The 19,718-nt window shown below is 67.8% G+C and carries 18 protein-coding genes; 8 read left to right on the top strand and 10 right to left on the bottom strand.

Annotation, left to right across the window (positions count from 1 at the left end; genetic code table 11):
• Window positions 1-65: 65 nt before the first annotated feature.
• Entirely contained in the window at window positions 66-656 is a 591-nt protein-coding gene (locus tag AC6LJW_RS03670; RefSeq protein ID WP_427986967.1) for a hypothetical protein, read from the top strand.
• 33 nt (window positions 657-689) lie between these two features.
• Window positions 690-1,310, top strand: a complete 621-nt coding sequence (locus AC6LJW_RS03675) for a DUF4142 domain-containing protein (RefSeq protein WP_498086524.1) — start codon at window positions 690-692, stop codon at window positions 1,308-1,310.
• A gap of 45 nt (window positions 1,311-1,355) precedes the next feature.
• Here the strand turns inward: AC6LJW_RS03675 and AC6LJW_RS03680 are convergent, their stop codons facing one another.
• The 3 genes from AC6LJW_RS03680 to AC6LJW_RS03690 all read right to left on the bottom strand — a co-directional run bounded on the left by AC6LJW_RS03680 (window position 1,356) and on the right by AC6LJW_RS03690 (window position 3,074).
• Window positions 1,356-2,246 (bottom strand): SDR family oxidoreductase, encoded by an 891-nt coding sequence (locus tag AC6LJW_RS03680; RefSeq protein WP_056561180.1) that lies wholly within the window; start codon window positions 2,244-2,246, stop codon window positions 1,356-1,358.
• A gap of 83 nt (window positions 2,247-2,329) precedes the next feature.
• Window positions 2,330-2,671, bottom strand: coding sequence for an ElaB/YgaM/YqjD family protein (locus AC6LJW_RS03685; protein ID WP_056561182.1), 342 nt, complete (start codon window positions 2,669-2,671; stop codon window positions 2,330-2,332).
• Window positions 2,672-2,744: 73 nt separating this feature from the next.
• Window positions 2,745-3,074: a four-helix bundle copper-binding protein gene (locus AC6LJW_RS03690; RefSeq protein ID WP_056561185.1), complete on the bottom strand. Its 330-nt coding sequence runs from the start codon at window positions 3,072-3,074 to the stop codon at window positions 2,745-2,747.
• Window positions 3,075-3,221: 147 nt separating this feature from the next.
• On the opposite strand from AC6LJW_RS03690, the gene AC6LJW_RS03695 reads away from it, so the two are divergent.
• A complete protein-coding gene (locus AC6LJW_RS03695) occupies window positions 3,222-3,473 on the top strand; it encodes a hypothetical protein (RefSeq protein ID WP_056561187.1) in 252 nt (83 codons plus the stop codon).
• Here AC6LJW_RS03695 and AC6LJW_RS03700 read toward each other — a convergent pair whose 3' ends face one another.
• The gene (locus tag AC6LJW_RS03700; protein ID WP_427986964.1) at window positions 3,474-4,526 is read right to left on the bottom strand and encodes a DNA topoisomerase IB; all 1,053 of its coding nucleotides are present in this window, start codon (window positions 4,524-4,526) and stop codon (window positions 3,474-3,476) included.
• A 182-nt stretch (window positions 4,527-4,708) separates the two neighbouring features.
• On the opposite strand from AC6LJW_RS03700, the gene AC6LJW_RS03705 reads away from it, so the two are divergent.
• The 3 genes from AC6LJW_RS03705 (at window position 4,709) to AC6LJW_RS03715 (ending at window position 6,180) form a co-directional block, all read left to right on the top strand.
• Window positions 4,709-4,873 (top strand): hypothetical protein, encoded by a 165-nt coding sequence (locus AC6LJW_RS03705; RefSeq protein WP_167427925.1) that lies wholly within the window; start codon window positions 4,709-4,711, stop codon window positions 4,871-4,873.
• A gap of 47 nt (window positions 4,874-4,920) precedes the next feature.
• Window positions 4,921-5,073 (top strand): DUF3309 family protein, encoded by a 153-nt coding sequence (locus AC6LJW_RS03710; protein WP_082578807.1) that lies wholly within the window; start codon window positions 4,921-4,923, stop codon window positions 5,071-5,073.
• 150 nt (window positions 5,074-5,223) lie between these two features.
• A complete protein-coding gene (locus AC6LJW_RS03715) occupies window positions 5,224-6,180 on the top strand; it encodes a 2-hydroxyacid dehydrogenase (protein ID WP_498086525.1) in 957 nt (318 codons plus the stop codon).
• 125 nt (window positions 6,181-6,305) lie between these two features.
• On the opposite strand, the gene AC6LJW_RS03720 is transcribed toward AC6LJW_RS03715, so the two are convergent.
• A complete protein-coding gene (locus AC6LJW_RS03720) occupies window positions 6,306-7,142 on the bottom strand; it encodes a universal stress protein (RefSeq protein WP_056561194.1) in 837 nt (278 codons plus the stop codon).
• Between the two features lie 115 nt (window positions 7,143-7,257).
• Window positions 7,258-9,381 (bottom strand): FUSC family protein, encoded by a 2,124-nt coding sequence (locus AC6LJW_RS03725; RefSeq protein WP_427986961.1) that lies wholly within the window; start codon window positions 9,379-9,381, stop codon window positions 7,258-7,260.
• A gap of 285 nt (window positions 9,382-9,666) precedes the next feature.
• Between AC6LJW_RS03725 and AC6LJW_RS03730 the strand changes: the two genes are divergently transcribed.
• Window positions 9,667-10,578: an EAL domain-containing protein gene (locus AC6LJW_RS03730; RefSeq protein WP_056561198.1), complete on the top strand. Its 912-nt coding sequence runs from the start codon at window positions 9,667-9,669 to the stop codon at window positions 10,576-10,578.
• A 161-nt stretch (window positions 10,579-10,739) separates the two neighbouring features.
• A complete protein-coding gene (locus tag AC6LJW_RS03735; RefSeq protein ID WP_200949360.1) occupies window positions 10,740-10,916 on the top strand; it encodes a hypothetical protein in 177 nt (58 codons plus the stop codon).
• Window positions 10,917-11,035: 119 nt separating this feature from the next.
• Here AC6LJW_RS03735 and treY read toward each other — a convergent pair whose 3' ends face one another.
• Genes treY through glgX form a run of 4 tightly spaced genes read right to left on the bottom strand, consistent with a single transcriptional unit; the run spans window position 11,036 to window position 19,717 of the window.
• Window positions 11,036-13,663, bottom strand: coding sequence for a malto-oligosyltrehalose synthase (gene treY / locus AC6LJW_RS03740; protein WP_498086526.1), 2,628 nt, complete (start codon window positions 13,661-13,663; stop codon window positions 11,036-11,038).
• Window positions 13,660-15,825, bottom strand: coding sequence for a 4-alpha-glucanotransferase (gene malQ / locus AC6LJW_RS03745; protein ID WP_498086527.1), 2,166 nt, complete (start codon window positions 15,823-15,825; stop codon window positions 13,660-13,662). The genes treY and malQ overlap by 4 nt, the downstream gene beginning before the upstream one ends.
• Entirely contained in the window at window positions 15,822-17,609 is a 1,788-nt protein-coding gene (gene treZ, locus AC6LJW_RS03750) for a malto-oligosyltrehalose trehalohydrolase (RefSeq protein WP_427986954.1), read from the bottom strand. Before treZ ends, malQ begins: the two co-directional genes overlap by 4 nt.
• Window positions 17,606-19,717 (bottom strand): glycogen debranching protein GlgX, encoded by a 2,112-nt coding sequence (glgX, locus tag AC6LJW_RS03755; RefSeq protein ID WP_056561206.1) that lies wholly within the window; start codon window positions 19,715-19,717, stop codon window positions 17,606-17,608. Before glgX ends, treZ begins: the two co-directional genes overlap by 4 nt.
• Window position 19,718: the final 1 nt, after the last annotated feature.

Here is a 19,718-nt window from a genome sequence, read left to right on the forward strand (position 1 = left end):
GGGGTAGGAGCAGGGCAGGTATGGAAGTTGCTCCTGATGGGTGAATTTTCTACCGGGAGATTGTCATGTCCTTGATTGTCGCTGCACGGTTCCAGACCTTCGACGAAGCCACGCTGGCCGCCCAGAAGCTGTTTGCCGAGGGCTATACCGAGGACGACATCCACACCTTCTACGTCAGCATCGCCGGCGAGCACGGGCGCTTTCCGCTTGGCGGCGACCGCGTCGCGGACCCGGACGCCAAAGGCGGGCATTTCGGTGCGGTCGCCGGCGCGTCGCTATTGGGTCTGGTGTTTGCCTTGGTGGCGGGGGTGATCGCCGCGCAATTTGCCGCGTCGATCTTCATCACCATTGCGGCGGCCGGCGTGGGCGCCTATATCGGGGCGCTGGCGGGCGCCATGTGGGTGATCGGCCGCAAGAAGCGCGTGCGCACGGCGCCCGGCGAGCCCGAGAAATCCCACCCGCCGGTACGCCAGGCTGGTGTGATGCTGGCGCTGCATGTGGACATCGGCCGCGAACAGCAGGCGCGCCAGCTTCTGCGCGAGGCGGGCGGCACGGATATCGAGCGGGCGAATGGCCGTTGGCAAGACGGCAAGTGGCAGGACTTTGATCCGCTGGATCCGCCGCGCCGCGTTGAAGCGCCCACGACCGCCAATTGAATGCCAATAGGCCCTCAGCACGGAGACATAACAATGAAGCCATTTTCAATTTCCTCGATGGCGGCCGTCGCTGCGGCGCTCGTCCTGGCGGGTGCCGGCCCGCTGAGCCAAGCCGCCGAACTTGACGCGTCAGACGCGCGATTCCTGCAGGCGGCGTCGGGCGCCGGCATGTTCGAGGTGCAGGCGGCCGAGCTGGCCGGCAAGCGCGCGCAGGACGCGCAGGTGCGCGCCTTCGCGTCCAAGATGCTGGAACAGCACACTGCCGTGAACAAGGAACTGAAGGCGCTGGCCGCCGCGAAGAATGTGGCGTTGCCGGATCAACCGGCCGAGCCTGAGCGCGCCACGCTGCACGAACTGCGTGGCAAGACCGGCGCGGCGTTTGACCAGCTCTACATCCAGAAGGCGGCCGTGGATGCCCACGCCACCGCCAACCGCCTGTTCGAGACGGCCGCGAAGGAGTCGGAGGATGCGCAGGTGCGAGACTTTGCGGTACGCACCTTGCCGATGCTGAGCGACCACTATGCAATGAGCCGGGCGCTTCAGCGCGAACCCGCTGTCAATGGAGACCGGATCCATCCCGCTCCCAAGGGCGAGGCGCCGCCGGTGTCCCCGGCATCCCGATCCGCGCCGGCGTCGGTGGTGCCGGAAAAGTGACGTGCGTAGCGGGGCGCGGAGGGGCAGTGCGCGGCGCGCCCGCGCTCAGTCGCCCGCGCTGCCGGTGATGGGCAGCACGATGCCGGTGATGTAGCTCGAGCATTCAGGCGAAGCCAGAAAGACATAAGCCGGCGAGATTTCCTCGGGCTGCGCTGGGCGTTTGAAGTCCGTTTTTTCGCCAAACGACTTGATCTCTTCGGCGCTTCGGTCGGCCGGATTCAGCGGCGTCCACACGGGTCCAGGCGCCACCGCGTTCACGCGGATGCCTTGCTCGGCAAGATTGGCGGCCAGCGATCGGGTGAAGGCATGGATCGCCCCCTTGGTGGACGAATAGTCAAGCAGCTTGGCGCTGCCGTTCAGGCCTGTGACCGAGCCCGTGTTGATGATGGCGTCGCCCGCCTTCAGGTGTTCAAGCGCCGCGCGCGCCATGTAGAAATAGCCGGTGATGTTGGTGCGCAGCGTCTTGTCCCATTTCTCGTCGCTGATTTCCGGCAGCGTTTCGGTGTGCAGCTGGTAGGCGGCGTTGTTGACCAGGATGTCGAGTTTGCCGAAGTGCTTGGCGACCTGCGCCACCGCTTCGTTGCAAAAGGCCGCGTCCTGCACATCGCCCGGAATCAGCAGGCATTGGCGGCCCTCGGCTTGCACCGCGCGGCTGGTCTCCTTGGCATCTTCGTGTTCGTCCAGGTACAGCACCGCGACGTCGGCGCCCTCGCGGGCAAACAGAACCGCGACGGCGCGGCCGATGCCGGAGTCGCCACCGGTGATGATGGCAACCTTGTCCTGCAGTTTGCCGCTGCCTTTGTAGCCGGGCGCCTGGTACTGCGGTTTGAGCAGCATGTCGGCTTCAACGCCTGGCTGTTCGTCCAGATGCTGGCCCGGCATGGGCGGCGTGGGATGCGGGCGGTCGCCGGTCTGGGCGCTTTTGGGTGTGCTCATGTTTTCTCCCATTGGGCGGCGCGGGATGCGCCTTGCGCCCGGGAGTCAAGCAAACGCCGTGCCCGGCGGCCGCGTCGAACCGTCTACTGGCGCCCGACAATGATGCCGAGCAGAAACGCCGCGCCCGCCGCAAGCCCGACCGCCTGCCAGGGGCGCGCGTGGATGTATTCCTCGGTGCAATCCAGAGTTTCGCGCATGAGGTCATGCGCGTTGTCGGACGCATCGCGCAGGCTTTGACGCGTGGCTTGAAGCTGGTCGCTCAAGCGCGCCTTCAAGGCCTCAAGGTCCGTTGCCGAGCTGTCGCTGAGCGTGGCTTCCAGCTCGTCGATCCAGCTTTCCGGATGCCGCGAGCGCCGGTAGGCGCCACGATCGTCGGGGCCGTTCTCGGGAAAGTCGGAAGGCATAGGGGTATTCGTCGTGGCCATCGAAAGCTCCTGACTGTCGGGCGGAAAATGCGCCGTCGCGGCCGGCCCGGGCGGCCGCGTGGCGGGGCGAGGCTTACGCCTCGACCATGTCTCGGCATGCCAGCGTGCAGGCGATGCAGGCGCCCGCGCAGATCTGGCATTTTTCGGATTCGTGCGTGGAGCACTGCCTGGCGCAAGCGTCGCAGACCAGCGCGCACAGGGTGCACAGCGCCTGCGCGAATTCGCCTTCGCGGGCCAGCATGGCCGCGCATAGCCGGCAAACCGCCGCGCAGTCGGTGCACAGGGCGATGCAGGACCTGAGCTGCGCCGGGTTCTGCCGCAGGCAACTGGCGGCGCACTGGTCGCACGCCACTGCGCATTCATAGCAGGCTTGCACACATTGTTCGAAGTTTGGGTCTCGCATTGCATCTCCTTGTGAGCGGCCGAGGCCGCGCCGCCACACAAGTGCAGGGCGCCCGGCGGCACATCCGCTTGCAATTTGAAGGTCTTGACAGTTTTTCCCGCGGGCGAGGAACCGTAGGATGAAGGTTCGCAAAGGCAGGAGATCACCATGAAACCTTCGTCCGCACCCAAATCCACCCCGTCGGCGCGCGCCGACAAATCCGCGCAGGACAACGCTAAGATACTGCCGCCGAGTGGTCCCGTCGACGTGCCGAATCTACCGGATAAACCCGACGCCGACACGCCCGATGAGGCGGCGCGCGACAAACGCGAAGTGGTCGACAACAAGACCGAGTCGAACTGGGCCGACGGCTCCGCGCCGCAACCCCGCGCCAAGAACGCGCGGTCGTCGATTTTCTGATCAGTCATCGGCCGCCTGCTGGTCGTGAAGGAACGCGAGCAGGCGCCGCTCGTCGGCGCTGAGCCCGCGAGGACCCGCCGGGGCGGCTTTGCGGGCCGGTAACGTGCCGGTCAGGTAAGCCTCCATGATTGCGGGGTGCACATAGCACGCGCGGCAGACGGCCGGCGTGTTGGCCAGCCGTTTCGAGACTTCTTTGATCACGTCCACGGCCTCCTGCTTGGCGCGCCGCTCGTCGTCGGCCTGGCGCACCTGCAGCGCGGCATAGGCCATCACGGAGCCAGCCCAGGTGCGGTAGTGTTTCGCCGTGTATTCGCCGCCGCCCGCGTTGCGCAGATAGGCGTTGACCGCGCCCGAATCGACCGGATGCTTGGCCCCGTCGCTATCCAGATACTGAAATAGTTGTTGGCCGGGAATGTCCAGGCACTGCTTGATGATGCGCGCGACCCGCCGGTCGGTGACCGTCACGTCGTGCGCCACGCCGCTCTTGCCCTGAAAACGGAACCGGAAGCGGCTGCCGGCCACGGTCGTGTGCCGGCGTGTCAGCGTCGTGAGGCCATACGATTTGTTGGCTCGTGCGTATTCGCGTCCGCCGATGCGGATCAGCGTGATCTCCAGCAGGCGCACCAGTACGGAGATCACCTTGTCCTGCGTGAGGCCGGGGATTTTCATGTCGCGTTCGACCTGGCGCCGGATGCCGGGCAGGGCGTGACCGAAGGACAGCAGGTTCTTGTATTTGGTGGCATCGCGCACCGCCGTCCAGTCCGGGTGGTACCGATACTGCTTGCGGCCCCGCGCGTCGCGCCCCGTGGCCTGCAGATGCCCATCTTTCAGCGGGCATATCCATACGTTCTCGTAGGCCGGCGGAATGGCCAGGGCGTTGATGCGCTGGATTTCGGATTCGTCGGTGACGCGAGCGCCGTTCTGATCCAGGTAATGAAACGTATGGGCGTTGACCCGCACGCGGGTGTACCCGGGTTGCGTGTCATCCACATAGGTCAGCGCCGCCTCTTCGACGGGCAGCGGATCCGGGTCCTTTTGCGTGCGGGTGCTCATTCAATCTCCGGGTGCGCGCGGTAGCGCCCGCATCCAGCACGCCGCGTTCCCGGCCGGGCCTCGCAGGGCGGCCGGCGGGTTTGGGCACGGCGCTTGCTGAAGACCGGGTTGGTGATCGTGCCGCCGGTACCCACGCCGGGCCTGAAGCGCCGCCAGCGAGAGAATCTTCACAGGAGAGTGCAATGCAAACCGTCCTGCAATTACATGTGCCGCCGAAGCCGGACCCGATTCCGCCCGGCTCGCCGCCGGGCGATCTGCCCGTGGATCCGGATACCGATGAGCCGGACGTGGATCTTCCCCCGCTATCCCCGCCCGTCAAGGAAATCGTGCCGCCGAAAGACGCCTGACGCTACGCCCCTGAACAACTCGAATCAACAAAAACCAAGGAGTCATTATGTCGACCATCCTGCTGATCATCCTGATCCTGCTGCTTATCGGCGCCGTGCCCGCTTGGCCGCATAGCCGTGGCTGGGGCTACTACCCCAGCGGCCTCTTGGGCATCGTCGTAGTGGTGCTCATTGTGTTGCTGCTGATGGGACGCATATAGCGCCATGACACGCTGAAGGCCGCCGGATGCCTGCTAGCGTTCGGCTGGCCCCGTCAGGATGGACGCCAAGGGGCGCCCGTCCTGGCGCGTACGCCGCGTCGGGCGTAAGATTTGCGGGTTTCAGCAGCAACCTATACCCGCAGCCCCGACATGAGCATCCCCTTACTGATCCTGATCGACAGCGTTCGGGACTATCTTCCCGTCATTGAATCCAAGGGCTTTCGCCCGATCCTCGCCACCACCGACCAGACTCGCGCCCAGGCCATCCAGGACCATGGCGCCGATATCCGCGCCGTTCTGACCCGCGGCGCCACTGGCTTGCGCGCCGACGAGATGGCCGCGCTACCGCACTTGAGCATCGTGTGCTCGCTGGGCGTCGGCTATGAAAATATCGACCTTGCCGCAGCGCACACGCGCGGCATCCAGGTCACGAATGGTCCGGGCGCCAATGCCGTGTCCGTGGCCGACCACGCGATGGCGCTGCTGCTGGGCGCCGCGCGCCGGTTGCCGCAGGCCGACGCCTGGGTCCGGCAGGGGCACTGGAGCGGCTTCATGGGTCCGCAAGTCAGCGGCAAGCGTCTGGGCATTCTTGGGCTGGGCACGATCGGCCTGGAAATCGCCCGCCGGGGCGCCAATGGGTTTGGGATGAGCGTGGGGTACTACAACCGCCGCGCCCGCCCGGAATGCGGCTATACGTACTTCGACAATCCGCGCGCGCTGGCGGCTGAGTCCGATTTTCTGGTGGTGGCCACGCCCGGCGGCGCGGGCACGCATCATCTGGTGGACGCCGGCGTGCTGGAGGCGCTGGGTCCGGACGGGTATCTCATCAATATCGCGCGCGGCAGCGTGGTCGACACGGACGCGTTGATTGCCGCGCTGGCCGGGAAGCGCATCGCCGGCGCGGGATTGGATGTGGTGGACGGTGAACCGACCATTCCCGATGCGTTGAAGCGGCTGGACAACGTGGTCCTGACGCCGCATAGCGCGGGACGCTCGCCCGAAGCGGTAGCGGCGACCGTTGCTCTGTTTCTGGAAAACGCCACGGCGCACTTTGGCGGCAAACCCGTCCTGACGCCGGTGCGGGACGCGAGCCTCGTGGCGGCGTGAAGCCGCGCGGCCGTTTACCGACGTGAACGTAACGTCGGCGGATGTGCCGATGTTGAATGCGCCGACGTCGCGTCCTTTGGGGGACGCGGCGTCGGCGTCTTTGCGGCTACGGTTCGGCCACCCCGTCAGTGCGAGAACATGATCGGCACGGTCATGCTCTTCAGAATGGACGCTGTGGCGCCGCCCATGGCCCATTCCCGGAACTTGCTGTGCCCGTACGCACCCATGACGATCAGGTCCGCGCTGTAATCCGCGGCGGCATTCAGGATGGTGCTGCCGACGCCGACGCCCTTGATGTCGCGGCGCACGTGGTCCGGCGCGGGAATGCCGTGCGCCACGCAATAGGTGGCCAGGTCTTCGAAGGGGATGGATTCGATGTTGCGGGTGGCCGCGCCTTCGTCCATGGTCAGCACGACCACGTGCGAGGCGCCCTGTAGCAGCGGGGTGGCGTCGGCCAGCGCGCGGGCGGCTTCGCGGCTGCCGTCCCAGCAGAGTAGGACGCGATCGCCGATGACCGGGAATTCGCCGCTGGACGGCACGACCATGACGGGACGGCCCGCGGTCAGCAGGGTTTGCTCGACGAATTCGTTTTCGTGCGCGGCCTCGACGTCGTCGCGGTTCTGCTGGCTGACGATGATGAGGTCGCTGGCACGGCCGTGCAGAGCGACGGTGGCGCTGGGCGAGGATTCGCCGGCGCGGACGACGGCCGGTACGTCTGCAGTGGCGGCGGCTTCCAGAAAGGCGTTTTGTACCTCGCCCCGGTTCTGCGCCTGCAGGTTTTTGATGATGTTGAGCGAGCGCGACATCATGACGGATTCGCCGTAGTAATACTGCGGCGGCGCGGAGCTGGCGTAGACCCCCACCAGTTCGGCCTTGTGGCGCTTGGCCAATTCCAGCGCGAGCGCGGTGCGGCGCTTGCAGTCAAACCCGTGGTCCAGGTGGACGGAAATGCGGCGGTACATGGAGGGCCTCCTTGGTTAAACAAGCCATGTCCGTATGGTTGCCGTTTAACCTGGGCTCCCCATTGATGCGCGTCAAGCCGGTTGGAGTTTCACCCCGCCGGCTCAATGCAAGCCGCTATTGCGGCGCCGGGTCGCGTTGCACGCGGTCGCGCAATTGGCGGATCTGCCGTGCCTGCTGCGCGATGCGGTCCAGCGGCGCGGCGAGCGCCGGCTCGGCGGCGGCGATGACCGCGGGCACGCCCAGGCCGCGTGCCTCGCGCACGGGGGCCGGGCCTTCCGGATGCAGCACATGCGCCAGCACGGCGCCATAGTCCCGCAGGGCTGCCGCCGCAGGGGACTCGGGCGGCAGGGCTGGCTGGATTTCCAGCACGGTGCCCGCGGCCGTGATGCGGCGCATGGCGTTGAGCAGGTTCACGGCGGTGTCCACGTTCCGGTCGCGATGCACCGGATTCTGCTGGAGCCGCTGCAGGGACGCCTCGGCGTTGTCGGCCGACAGGCAGGCAAGCCGGCGCAGTCCCACGATGTCGCGGGAGGCGGCGGCGCCGCTCTTGTCCTGTGCCAGGGCCAGCGCGTAGTCCGCATGCCGCTGCAGCGCGCGCGTCAAGGCGCCGGCAAGCTGCCGCGGCTCTTTTTCCGGCCAGACCAGAAATCCCACGAGCAGCGCCAGAATGCCGCCCAGGACGCTGTTGAACGCGCGCAGCGCGGCGAGCGTGGGCTCGTAGATCTCGGGCTGCTGGATGTGGCTGACCAGCACGAACTGCGACGTCAAAAAGAAGGTGAAAAGCGCGTAATGGACGGTGCGCGCGGCGAACGTGCCCAGCGCGATGGGCAGGACCGCCAGCGCCACGGATAGCGGTGTGGTGAGCAAAAGTCCCAGCAACGAGGCGCCGATGGCGCCGGCCACACTGCCGACCACGCGCTCGACCGTGCGCTGCCAGGTCGTCGCAAAGTAGGGCTGCAGAATGAAAACCAGCGTTAGCGACATCCAGTAGCCGTGGTTGACGGCGAACGTCTTGGATAGCGCCACCGCAATGGTGGCGCCCACGCCAACCCGCAGCGCGTGACGGAAGGCGTCGGATTCGAACCGCAGGTTCTGGCGCAGCGTGCGCCAGGCCTGCCGGGCGCCGCTCGCATCGCTTGCGCGGTGCGCGGGTGCGGCCGGGGTGGCGGCGAGGTCGAACAGGGATTGCGTGACCGCCTGCGCGGTGTGCAGCAGGCGGTCCAGCACCGGCACCACGGTGGCAAGGTCCGGCGCGTAAGCCATGGCGCCGCCGCGCAGGTCGCGCAGTCCGGCGTTGTAGTGGGCCAGGCGCTCGCGCAGGCACTCGGCCTGCTTGGCGTCGCTGACGTCAGAGGTGCTGGCGATGGCGTTGCAGACGCTGGCGTAGCGATGCAGCGCGTGCGACAGGTGCGCCCCGGCGCTGCGGCCCAGCCAGCGCGGGGCGTTGGATTCCAGCAGGTCGGCGGCGGCGACCAGTGCGATGAAGCTGTCCTCGGCGCTGTCCAGCAGGTACAGCAGTTGATGGGCGCGGGCCCGGCGCGACGGGCGGGCGTCGAGCACCTCGCGGATCCGGACGCGGGCGGCTTCCAGGGCGGCGCGCTGGGCGCTGCGCTGCGGCCGGACGACGGCGCTCCAGGCTTGTGGCTCTGCCGCGGGCGCCAGGCCGGAGTACATGCGGGCCAGCGCATCGGAAAAGTCGGCGAGGCCCCGGTAGCAGTGGGCGACCGCATGGGTCGCGTCCTTCCAGGGCCGGCGGCGCCAGACAAGCGCCGTCATCAGGATCGCCCATACCGCGCCAGCCAGGAAGAATAGGGTGTACCAGAGGCTTTCCTGAAGCGTCGGCGCCGGCAGCTCGGCGGCCACGACAAAGCCGGCCGACAGCAGCGTGCCCACAATGGCGGCAGCGGGGCCCAGCACCCGCAATAGCCCGCCGAAGGTGCAGCAGACAAAGGTCAGCGGCAGCAGCAACCACAGATGCGACGCGCTGGCGCTGGCCAGCAGGCAGAACAGCGCGCCGATCAGTCCCAACGCCAGCATCGACCCGGCGCGCTTGCGCAAGGGGCCGCCGGGGTCGCCGAAGCAGGCCCAGAACGCCGCGATGGCGGTCCAGCCCAGGCGCGGCTCGTGGACCAGCACGGCGAGGATGACGGGAGCCGCACTGATGGCGGCGGCTTGCAGGGCATCGAGCCACAGGACATTGCGCAGGGAGGCGCGCCAACGGGTAAGCAAACTAGTCACGCGGATGAAGTGCAGCGGAAAGAGGGCGGGCCAGGGCCGAAAGACGGCAACCCTACCATGTCGACAAGACAGTGGCGGGAGAATGCGGGAAGGCCAGGCAACAAGCCCGCAACGGGCGAACGAGCCGCCCGCAAAGCCGCGCCAAACATGAATTTGCGCACCTTAACACTGATGGTTACATGTGTGTGACTTTATGGCTCGGAGGGCGCAGAATGCGTCAATATCGTGTCCCGATCTGCGCCCGGACAGCGCAGGCAAGCCGTCGGGACACTACCGGAGCAAGCCATGTCAAATACTGAGTCTTGCCAAAATCCCGTGGTCAGCGACGCGGAAATCACGGCAATGATCACCGGCAGGGACGGGCTGCGAGTGCTCCTGCAACCGCAAGTCGACCTGCTGACCGGTCGCATCGTTTCCGCCGAAGCGCTGGTGCGCTGGCAGCACCCGCAGCTTGGCACCGTGATGCCTAACGATTTCATCCCTGCGGTAAACCGGCTCGGGCTGGACTGCATGCTGTTTGAACGCGTGTGCGTGCGGGTCATCGACGCGCTTCAGACGCTGCGCCGCGTTGGCGTCGCCGTGCCGCTGGCGATCAACGCGCCGGCCACCACGCTGTCGGAAATACGCTGTGTCGACTTCCTGCTGGACCGCGTGCGGGCCGCGGAACTGCCGCCGTCGCTGGTGCGTGTGGAACTGACGGAAGACCAGCCCATACACGACCTGGACGTGCTGCGCGCATCTTTGCTGCGCCTGGAAGAGGCGGGCTGCGAAGTCAGCCTCGACGACTTCGGCACCGGCCACGCGTCGCTGAAGCTGCTGTCGGCGCTGCCGCTATCCGAAGTGAAGATCGACCAATATTTCGTCACGCGCATGCGCCGCAGCGCCGTGGCCTTCGAAGTCCTGCGTACCGCCGCGGAGCTGGCTACCCGCCTGGGTTGGCGCGTGGTCGCCGAAGGCGTGGAGAACGTTGCCGACATTCCCGCCCTGCGCGCGGCGGGCTGCCGCTACGGACAGGGGTTTTCGTTGGGTCGGCCCATGCCGCTGGACGAACTGATCCTGCGGCTGCGCACTCAGCGCGACGGCGGAGAGCCGCTGGCAGCGCCTGCCGCCTACGCGTCGTCGTGGCTGGACGCGTTCGATGGCCCCGGCCAGGATGCTGAAACCGGACGGCCCGCCGTGCACACGGCATTGCTCTAGCCCCTGTGCAACGGTAGTTTTTACCGATCGGCGCGGCATTTTGCGCCTTCCGCTTCCGTCCCCCAAGAATCATGTCTGGCGCTTCCCGTTGCGGGCGGCGTTGGGCACGCGGGTTGCTCTAAGGTCTATGCGGAATATCTCCGCCTACTAGGAGACGTGTAATGGCCAACCAAAACCAACCCGACCAGCAGAAGCAACCGCAAAAGCAACAATCCCAGGAGAATCCTCGGGACCGTAACCAGCCGGGTCAGCAGCCCGGCCAAGCTGGCGAGCAGATGGAGAAAGACCGTAATCAGCAAGGTCAGACTTCAGATCAGCAAAACAGGAATCAGCGCTAAATGCGCTGACTACGCCGGCCGCGTGACCAGCGCGCGGTTCGTTGCGTAGTGCCTGACGGCCCCGGCCGCGTCCGCTCTCCGTGGCGCATCCGGGGCCAAATTGCGTCTGCCACCCCCGTTTATGCCGACAGGCACAGCACTGCGGGTCCGTCGCGCAGCAACTCGGTGATGGGCAGCAGGCCGTGGGCGTCCGTGCGCACGCGGCGGCCGGTCAAGGCGTCATGCAGCGACAGGCCAGGACTGCCTGCCGGCAATCGCAGCGTCGTCCCGGCCCAGAACGCGCGCGCGCCGGCTGCGTCGCCACGCGCATACCCGGTCAAATGCAGGGCACACGTCCGCGCCGCGACGATGAGGGCCGTCTGACCCTCGTGTTGGCGCACATACGCCAGCACGTGGCCGGCTTGAGCGCCCTCGGCCGCGACCGAGTGGAATTCCCCACTCGTAAAGGGCGCAGGGGTGCGCTGGCGGGCCAGAAGCAGCCGGTGGATCAGCGCCTGCTTGACCGCGCCGGTGCGCCAGGCCGACTCGGACAGGTCGATCGCCACGTCGCGTGATCCGTCAGCGAGCAGCTTCGCACGCAACGCGTAGTCGACCGGCCTGCGATTGTCCGGATCGACCAGGCTGAAATCCCACAAATCGGTTCCCTGGTACAGATCCGGCACGCCGGGCAAGGTGTTGCGCAGCAGCGTCTGCGTGAAGCTGTTGACCATGCCCGCGGGCGCGATCTCCAGGGCAAAGGCGGCAATGCCGGCCAGCACGCGGCGGCCTTCGGGGTCTCCGCCCAGCCACGCCAGGCATTCCTTTGCGGCGGCTTCGTAGGTGGGATCCTGGTCGGTCCAGCTGGTGTGCAGCTTGGCCTCGCGCAGCGCCTTTTCCTGCCACTGGCCGATCCGGTCCAGCCACGCTTGCAGGGCGTCGGGCGACCAGTCGGGGGGATCCGCGCGCCACTCGCAGGGCCATGCGCCGATCAGCGTCTGGATCAGCATGTAGCGGTCTGCCCGCGTCATGCCGCCGGGCAATGCGTCGATCCAGCCGCGCGCGGCCTCCTGCCAACGCTCGGGCATTTCCGTCAGGACAGCCAGCCGCATCCGTGTGTCTTCGCCGCGCTTGTGGTCGTGCGTGGCGGTGGCGAGCATGGCGCGGGGATGGGTGCGTGCGCGGGCGGCGCAGGCGGCATGGAAATCTTCGGCCGATAGGCTGAAGCACGCTGGCGACGCGCCCACCTCGTTGCGCGACAGCAGCGGTCCGTAACGGTAGAAGAGTGTGTCTTCCAACGCCTTGGCGGCCAAGGGCGGCGTCAGTTGCTGGAAGCGGCGCAGGGCGGTGGGATGGTCCGTTTCGCCGTTGAGCCATTGCGCAATCTGCGCCAGCAAGGTTGCGTCGGCCGAGCCTTCGCGCGCCGCCATCGCCGTCGCGGCGCCCTGAACCGCGACCTCTCGCTGCTGGGCGTCGGCCGGATTGCGGCCCTCGTCCTCCGCATAGGTGCGGTAGACGGGAAAGGCGGCCAGCAGGGCGCTCAGCGCGCGGTCGATCGCCGTGGCGGTCCAGTCGCGCGTGCGCAAATCGCGGGCGGCGATCTGTTCCAGGCAGCGCACCAACGCCTGCCGTTCCGCCGGGAAATGCCGGGCAAGCATGCGCACCCGTGCCGCGCGCAGCTGCTCGGCGGCGTCGCGGTCATCGCCGGTCAGGGTGCGCCAGAACGCCTGCAGCGGCGCCTCGGCCTGCGGGTCGTGCAGCACCGCGCTCACCTGATCCATGAAGTCGTAGCCCGTGGTGCCGTCCGTCAGCCATCGCGGGTCCAGCGCCTCGTCATGCGCCAGGATTTTCTCGACAACCAGGTAGGGCTGGTCCTGGCGCAGCGCCGCGGGACGGTTGGCGTTGGCATCGGCAAGCCGTGCCGACAACCGGCGCAAATACCCGCCCGGCGTTGCCAGGCCGTCGATGTGGTCGATGCGCAGGCCGTCCAGCACACCCTGCGCGTACAGCCGCAGAACCAGCGCGTGCACGGCATCGAACACGCCGTCGTCCTCGACGCGCACGCCGACGAGTTCGCTGATTTCAAAGAAGCGCCGCCAATTGATCTGGTCCGGCGCGGTGCGCCACCACACCAGACGGTAGTGCTGGCGTTCCAGCAGTTCATGCAGGCGCTGCCGGCCAGCCGGTTGCGCGGGGTCGTATTCGCGCAGCCACGCCTGACGCTCCGCGCCGCGCGGCACGGACGACGGGGTCAGCGGAAAGCGCTGTCCATGCACGTCCAGCTCGGGGGCCGACGCGCCGGTGTCCCATTGCGGCGTGATGGCGCCGTGTTCCAGCGATGCGCCGTACGGGTCACCGAGGACCGGCAGCAGCACCTTGTTGCGCAGCGCCGGCGTGGGCGGGTTCCATTCGATATCGAAGTAGGCCGCGAATGCGCTGGCGGGACCATAGGCCAGCACGTCGTGCCACCAGGCGTTGGCGGGATTCGCCGCCATGTGGTTGGGCACGATGTCCGCGATGAGGCCAAGGCCACGCGCCCGCGCGGCGCTGGCCAGGCGGAGCAGGGCGGGCTCGCCGCCCAGTTCGGGGCTGACAACGGCGTGGTCGATGACGTCGTAGCCATGGGTGGAGCCCTCCCGCGCGCGCGTGATGGGCGATAAATACAGGTGACTGACGCCCAGGTCTGCGTAATAGTCCACCTGCGCGCACGCGTCGTCGAGCGTGAAGCCTGCGTGCAACTGCAGGCGGGCGGTGGCTTGCGGTGTGCTCAAGATTGTCTCCTTCCGGCGCGCGCGGCATCCAGGCGGGCCTGCGCGGCGGGGTCTGCGAATGTCGCGCGGATGCTCAATGGCATACGCTGGCGCCAGTTGGGATGGGTGTCGATGGTGCCGGGCAGGTTCGGCTGATCCAGCACGCCCGCAATATCCTCCATCGGCACCAGCAGCAGCGGGCAGGGACTGGAGGACACAAAGCGCAGCAGCTCGGGAACCGGGGCCTGGCCGGGCGGCGTTTCCGCCTTCGGGTCCAGGGCGCGGGTGAGCGCTTGGCGGTCCTGCGCGCGGGCGGCGCGCAGGCTTTGCTCGTCGTCGTCGTCGCCCAGCAGATGGAGTTTGACGCGCCAGTCGATGTCGCGCTCTTCCCACCAGCCGCGCAGGGTCGGCAGATCGTGGGTCGTGGTCATGGCGGCGGCGTTTTCGGGCCATTCGGCCGGCGGCGTGAAGCCGGCGGCAGCCCGTGCGCCGGAGGCATCCGCGCCCGCGGCGACTGCTTCTGCCGCATCCGCGACCGGCGGTGCGTCCACCGCCTGGCGCATGAACCACAGCACGTTCATGCCGAGCACGCCGTTGTCGTTCAACCGGTCGTCGAAGCCTTCGGGCACCGTGCCCAGGTTTTCGCCGATGGCGCAGGCGCGGTGGCGCCAGGCCTCCAGCGCGATCAGCGCGAGTATCTCGTCCAGCGGATAGCGCAGATAGGCGCCGTCGGCGGGCGACGCGCCTTCCGGCACCAGCCACAGGCGTGCCATGCCCAGGATGTGATCGATGCGCACGCCGCCGGTGTGGGCCAGCACCGCGCGCAGCATCTCGATGAATGCGGCGTAGCCGTTGGTGTGCAGCGCGCGCGGTGAAAACGCGGTGAGGCCCCAGCCCTGTCCGAGCGGGTTGTAGATGTCGGGCGGCGCGCCAACCGACATGCCGCGCATGAGGTCGGCCTGCCGGCTCCACGCATGGCTGCCGTCCGGACTGGCGCCCACTGCCAAGTCGGCAAGCAGGCCCAGCCGCATGCCGGCCTCGCGGCCCGCCGTGTGCGCCGCAGCCAGGTTTTCCGCCGCGAGCCATTGGGCAAATTGATGAAAGTCCACCTCAAGCGGGTGATCCTGCGCAAAGCGTTTGACTTGAGAAGAGGCCGGATCGCGCAGGGCGGCCGGCCATTTCTGCCACGGCGGGATCTTGCCGTCCGGCGCGCGCTGCGCGGCATGCAGGGCCTCGAAGATCGCATGATCGCGCAGCGCTTGGCCACGGTCTTCGCAGAACTGCGCATAGCGGGCCCGCTGGCTGGCGGCGCCGCTGCTGGCAAATTCCGCATGCAGGGCGCGCAGCACCCGCAGCCGGATCGCCGCGGCCGCCGGCCAGTCGATGAGCTCCAGCCCGTCCAGCGCGCTGAGTTCGGCGGGCTCGACGCCTGCCAGCGCGCGCACCATGGCGTCCTGGCCGAGTACCGAGGCGGGCGCCGCGTACAGCACGTTCAGGAAGAGGCGGTTGGACGGCGAGTACGGGCTGGAGCGCTCGGGCTGCGCCGTGTACATCGCGTGGACCGGGCTGATGGCCAGCATGTCCGCGCCTTGCTCCGCGGCGGCCACCGCCAGTTCGCGCAGCGCGCCGAAGTCGCCGAAACCGTGCGTGCGCGGCACGGCGGCGCTTGCGTCCTGCCGCAGGCTGTAGACCTGCGCGGCCAGGCCCCAGCAGCGCGGGCCGGTCACGCCGGTCAGGTCGGCCAGGCTTGGGGCCTTCTGCGGGGCAACCGCGAGTGTGGCCTCGGCCGTTGTGAGCAGCAGGCGATGGTAGCCGGGCTCGTCGGGGGCGATCATGAAGGGCACGCGGTCGGCGCCGGCCTGGATGTGCCCGTCCAGGATGCGGCCGGACTCGCACAGGACGCGATACGGCCCGCGCGCGGTCTTGGGTAATACGGTGCGGGCGTTGCAACGCGTCACCAGCATGGGCGGCAGCACGTCCGCGGCTTGTTCCGCCAGGCGCCGCCGGCTGTCGTCGATATCGCGCGCGGTGCCCGCCGGCAGGTCCATGGCAGCCAGCAGGGCGCGCAACGTGTCGGGGGCCACGCGCTGCGGGCGCTGGCGCGCGTCCGTCCAATGTTCCGCGATGCCAGCGTCCAAGGCCAGCGCAGATAAGCCATCCGGCTCGGCCATGGGGCGCTTCATGCCGCTTCCTCCAGCAGCCAGACGGTGCAATCGGGACACAGCTCGCCTTGCGCGAGGCGGTCGCGCCCGCCCGGAGGCGATTCGAAGAGCAGGGTTGCGAACACATCCGGACCGGGCATGAGCGATTCCGGCACCGTTTGAGGCGTGGGTCCCAGATTCGTGTAGACCGTCAGCCGGGCGCCATCGGCCAGTTCCCAGCGGGCGAACACGCTGCGGTCTCCCACCGCCGCGGCGCCCAGGCTTATTGCGCCCGCCAGGCGTGGCGCAATCGACCGCGCGCGCAATTGCAGCAGCGCGGAATAGTCGCGCATCCACTCTGCCGCATCTGGCTCGTCCTGCCAGGGAGAACTGGCGTGGTACGTGGATTCGTCGTTCGGGTCGGGCAACTTCGCGGCGGGCGAATCGCCCGCGAATTCGGGGAAGGCCGAGAATTCGCGCTGCCTGCCGTCGCGCACGGCCTGCGCCAGTTCGGGATCGGTATGGCTCGTGAAATACAGGAACGGCGCACGCGATCCGCGTTCCTCTCCCATGAAGATCAAGGGGATCTGCGGCGAGAGCAATTGCAGCGCCACGGCCGCGCGCAAGCGCTGGGTATTGTCGACCAGGGCGATCAGCCGTTCACCGCGTGCGCGGTTGCCGGTCTGGTCATGGTTCTGCAGGAACAGCACGAAGGCCGTTGGCGGCAGGTCCGCGCTGCGCTCGCCGCGCGCCTGGCCGCCTCGGTAGGCCGAGGGTTGGCCCTGATACACCCAGCCTTCGGCCAGGCAGCGCGCCAGCGCCTGCGCGGGCGCTTCGGCGTAGTCGGCGTAATAACCGCGCGATTCGCCGGTCAGCAGATGGTGCAGCACGTGGTGCGCATCGTCATTCCATTGCGCCTCGAAGTCGCCGCGCAGCAGGCTGGCGCGGTTGTCGTCGTTTTCCACCACCAGATGCACGTGACGCTCGGCAGAGACCCCGTCGCGCACAAAGCGGGCAAGTTCGTGCAGCCACTCGTGCCCGGCGATAGCGTGGACGGCGTCCAGCCGCAGGCCATCGAAGCGGTATTCCGTCAGCCAGTACAGCGCGTTTTCCTTGAAGTACGTGCTGACGGCTTCCTGGCGAAAGTCGATGGCCGCGCCCCACGGGGTGTCGATGTCGGTGCGGAAAAAGGGCGCCGCGTAACCGGATAGGTAATTGCCGTCCGGGCCGAAGTGGTTGTAGACCACGTCAAGCATCACGCCCATGCCATGGCCATGCGCCGCGTCGATCAGGCGCTTCAGGTCGTCCGGCGAGCCGTACGCCGTATCGGGCGCATACGGCAGCACGCCGTCATAGCCCCAGTTCCGTGCGCCCGGAAAATCGGCGATGGGCATGAGTTCCAGCAGGGTGATGCCCATGTCCGCCAGTTCCGGCAACCGGGCGATCAAGCCCGAGTAACCGCCGGCCATACCCGCGTGGACCTCGTAGATGACCGTCTCTTCCCACGGGCGGCCGGTCCATTCCGGGTGGCGCCAGCGGTACGCGCCCGGCTGCACGACGACGCTGTCGCCATGCACATCGCCGTCCTGCAATCGCGAGGCGGGATCGGGAGTGATGGTGTGCTCGTCCAGCCGATAGTGGTAGCGGGTGCCGGGCGGGCAGTCGACGTCGGCTTGCGCGTAGCCGTCCGGGCCGGGGCGCATCGGAATGGGCGGATGGCCCTCGACCTCCAGCGCAAGGCCGGCCGGGGCGCTGGGCGCCCATAGCCGAAAGCGCGTGACGCCGCTTTCAAGCGGAATCGCGCCAAACGAGTACGAATGCGTCATGACGCGTCTCCGGGTTCCGCGCGCTGGGCCATCAGGACCAGGCTATGCGGGGCCACCGTCACGGACGGCTCGTCCCACGGCGCGGGCGCGGCGGGCTTGTCCGAATCCAGCTCCAGCGACCAGGCGAGCCCGGGCTCCGGCAGCGTAAAGGTCACCGCTTCGTGTGTGGGGTTCATCAGCAACAGCGTGACGTCGGCGCCGCCTTCGGGGCGCTGGGCGGCGCGGCGCAAGCCCATCACGCGATCCTGCTCTGCTTCCCAGGCCGGGCCGTCCAGTTGCGCACCGGCGGCGTCGAACCAGGAAATCGCGGGGATCCCCGGCTGGATCTCCTGGCCGGCATCGCCGTAGCGGGCGCTGCGCACGCTGGGATGCGCGCGGCGCAGCGCGGTCAGTCGGCCGACATAGCGGCTGAGCGCCCGGCCGGCGTCGCTTTGCGCCTGCGTCCAGTCCAGCCATGAAGTGGCGTTGTCCTGGCAGTAGGCGTTGTTGTTGCCGTCCTGGCTGTTGCCGAATTCGTCGCCGGCCAGCAGCATCGGCGTGCCGTCGGACAGCATCGCCGAACCCAGCAGCGCGCGTTGCACGCGGCCGCGCGTCTCGAGGATCTGGGGATCGTCGGTGGGTCCTTCCTCGCCCCAGTTGTGGCTGAAGTTCTCGGAATGACCGTCGTTGCCGTCCTCGCCGTTGGCTTCGTTGTGGCGGCCGTCGTAGCTGACGATGTCGGCCAGCGTGAAGCCGTCGTGCGAGGCGACGTAATTGACGGTGGACCAGGGGCGGCGATGGCGGCGGTCGAAGATGTCGCGCGACCCGCACAGCCGGGCCGCCATGTCGCCGCGCATGCCTTCGTCACCGCGCCAGAAGCGGCGGGTGGTGTCGCGGAACTTGTCGTTCCATTCCGCGAACCCGGGCGGATGGTTGCCAAGCTGGTAGCCGTCCGGGCCGATGTCCCATGGCTCGGAAATGAGCTTGAGCTTGGACAGGACCGGATCCTGCAGGATGACGTCAAAGAACCCCGATCCGGGATCGTAGCCATTGCCTTCGCGTCCCAGCGTCACGCCCAAGTCGAAGCGAAAGCCGTCCACGCCGTACGAGGTGGCCCAGTAGCGCAGCGAATCGGTCACCATCTGCAGCACGCGCGGATGCGACATATTCACCGTGTTGCCGCATCCGGTGTCGTTGATGTAGTAACGCTCTTCGCCCGGCATGAGGCGGTAGTAGCTGGCGTTGTCCAAGCCGCGCCAGGACAACGTCGGCCCCATCTCGTTGCCTTCGCAGGTGTGGTTGTAGACCACGTCAAGAATGACCTCGATGCCCGCCGCGTGCAGGCGGCGGATGGCCAGACGCAGCTCGTTGGGGTGCTGCATCAGGTAGCCGGGCTCGGGCGCAAAGTACGACAGGGTGCTGTAGCCCCAGTAATTGCGCAGGCCGCGCTCGGTCAGGAAGTGGTCCTGCAGGAAGGCATACACCGGCAGCAGTTCCACGGCCGTCACGCCCAGGCGTTGCAGATGCTCGATGAAATGCGGATCGGCCAGGGCGGCGCAGGTGCCGCGCAGCGGCTGGCGCAGGTCTTCGCGCTGCATCGAGGCGCCGCGTACGTGGACCTCGTAGATCGTCGTGTCGTTCCACGACGTGCACGGCGCCTTGCTGTTGCCCCAGTTGAACGGGACTTCATCGGCCACGATGGCCTTGGGCATGGCGGGCGCGCTGTCGCGGCGGTCAAGACTCAAGTCCAGCCGCGAGTGATTCATGCGGTAGCCAAAGAGCGCGGGGCTCCAGTGCAGCGGTCCGCTCAACTGGCGGGCGTACGGGTCCAGCAGCAGCTTGTGGGGATTGAAGCGGTGCCCGTTCTGCGGATCGTAAGGGCCGTGGGCGCGGTAGCCATACAGCAGGCCGGGCTGCGCATCCGGCAGATAGCCATGCCAGATTTCGTCCGTGCATTCGGGCAGGTCGAAGCGCCGCAGTTCCTTGCGACCTTTGGGATCGAAGATGCACAGCTCGATGCGGGTGGCGTGCGCCGAGAACACGGCAAAGTTCACGCCGAGGCCGTCGCTGGTGGCGCCCAGCGGTGTCGGCTGGCCGCCGGTGATACGGGTCAGTTGGGACGGATCCATG

It is taken from the genome of Achromobacter sp. 1012554356, assembly GCF_059760815.1.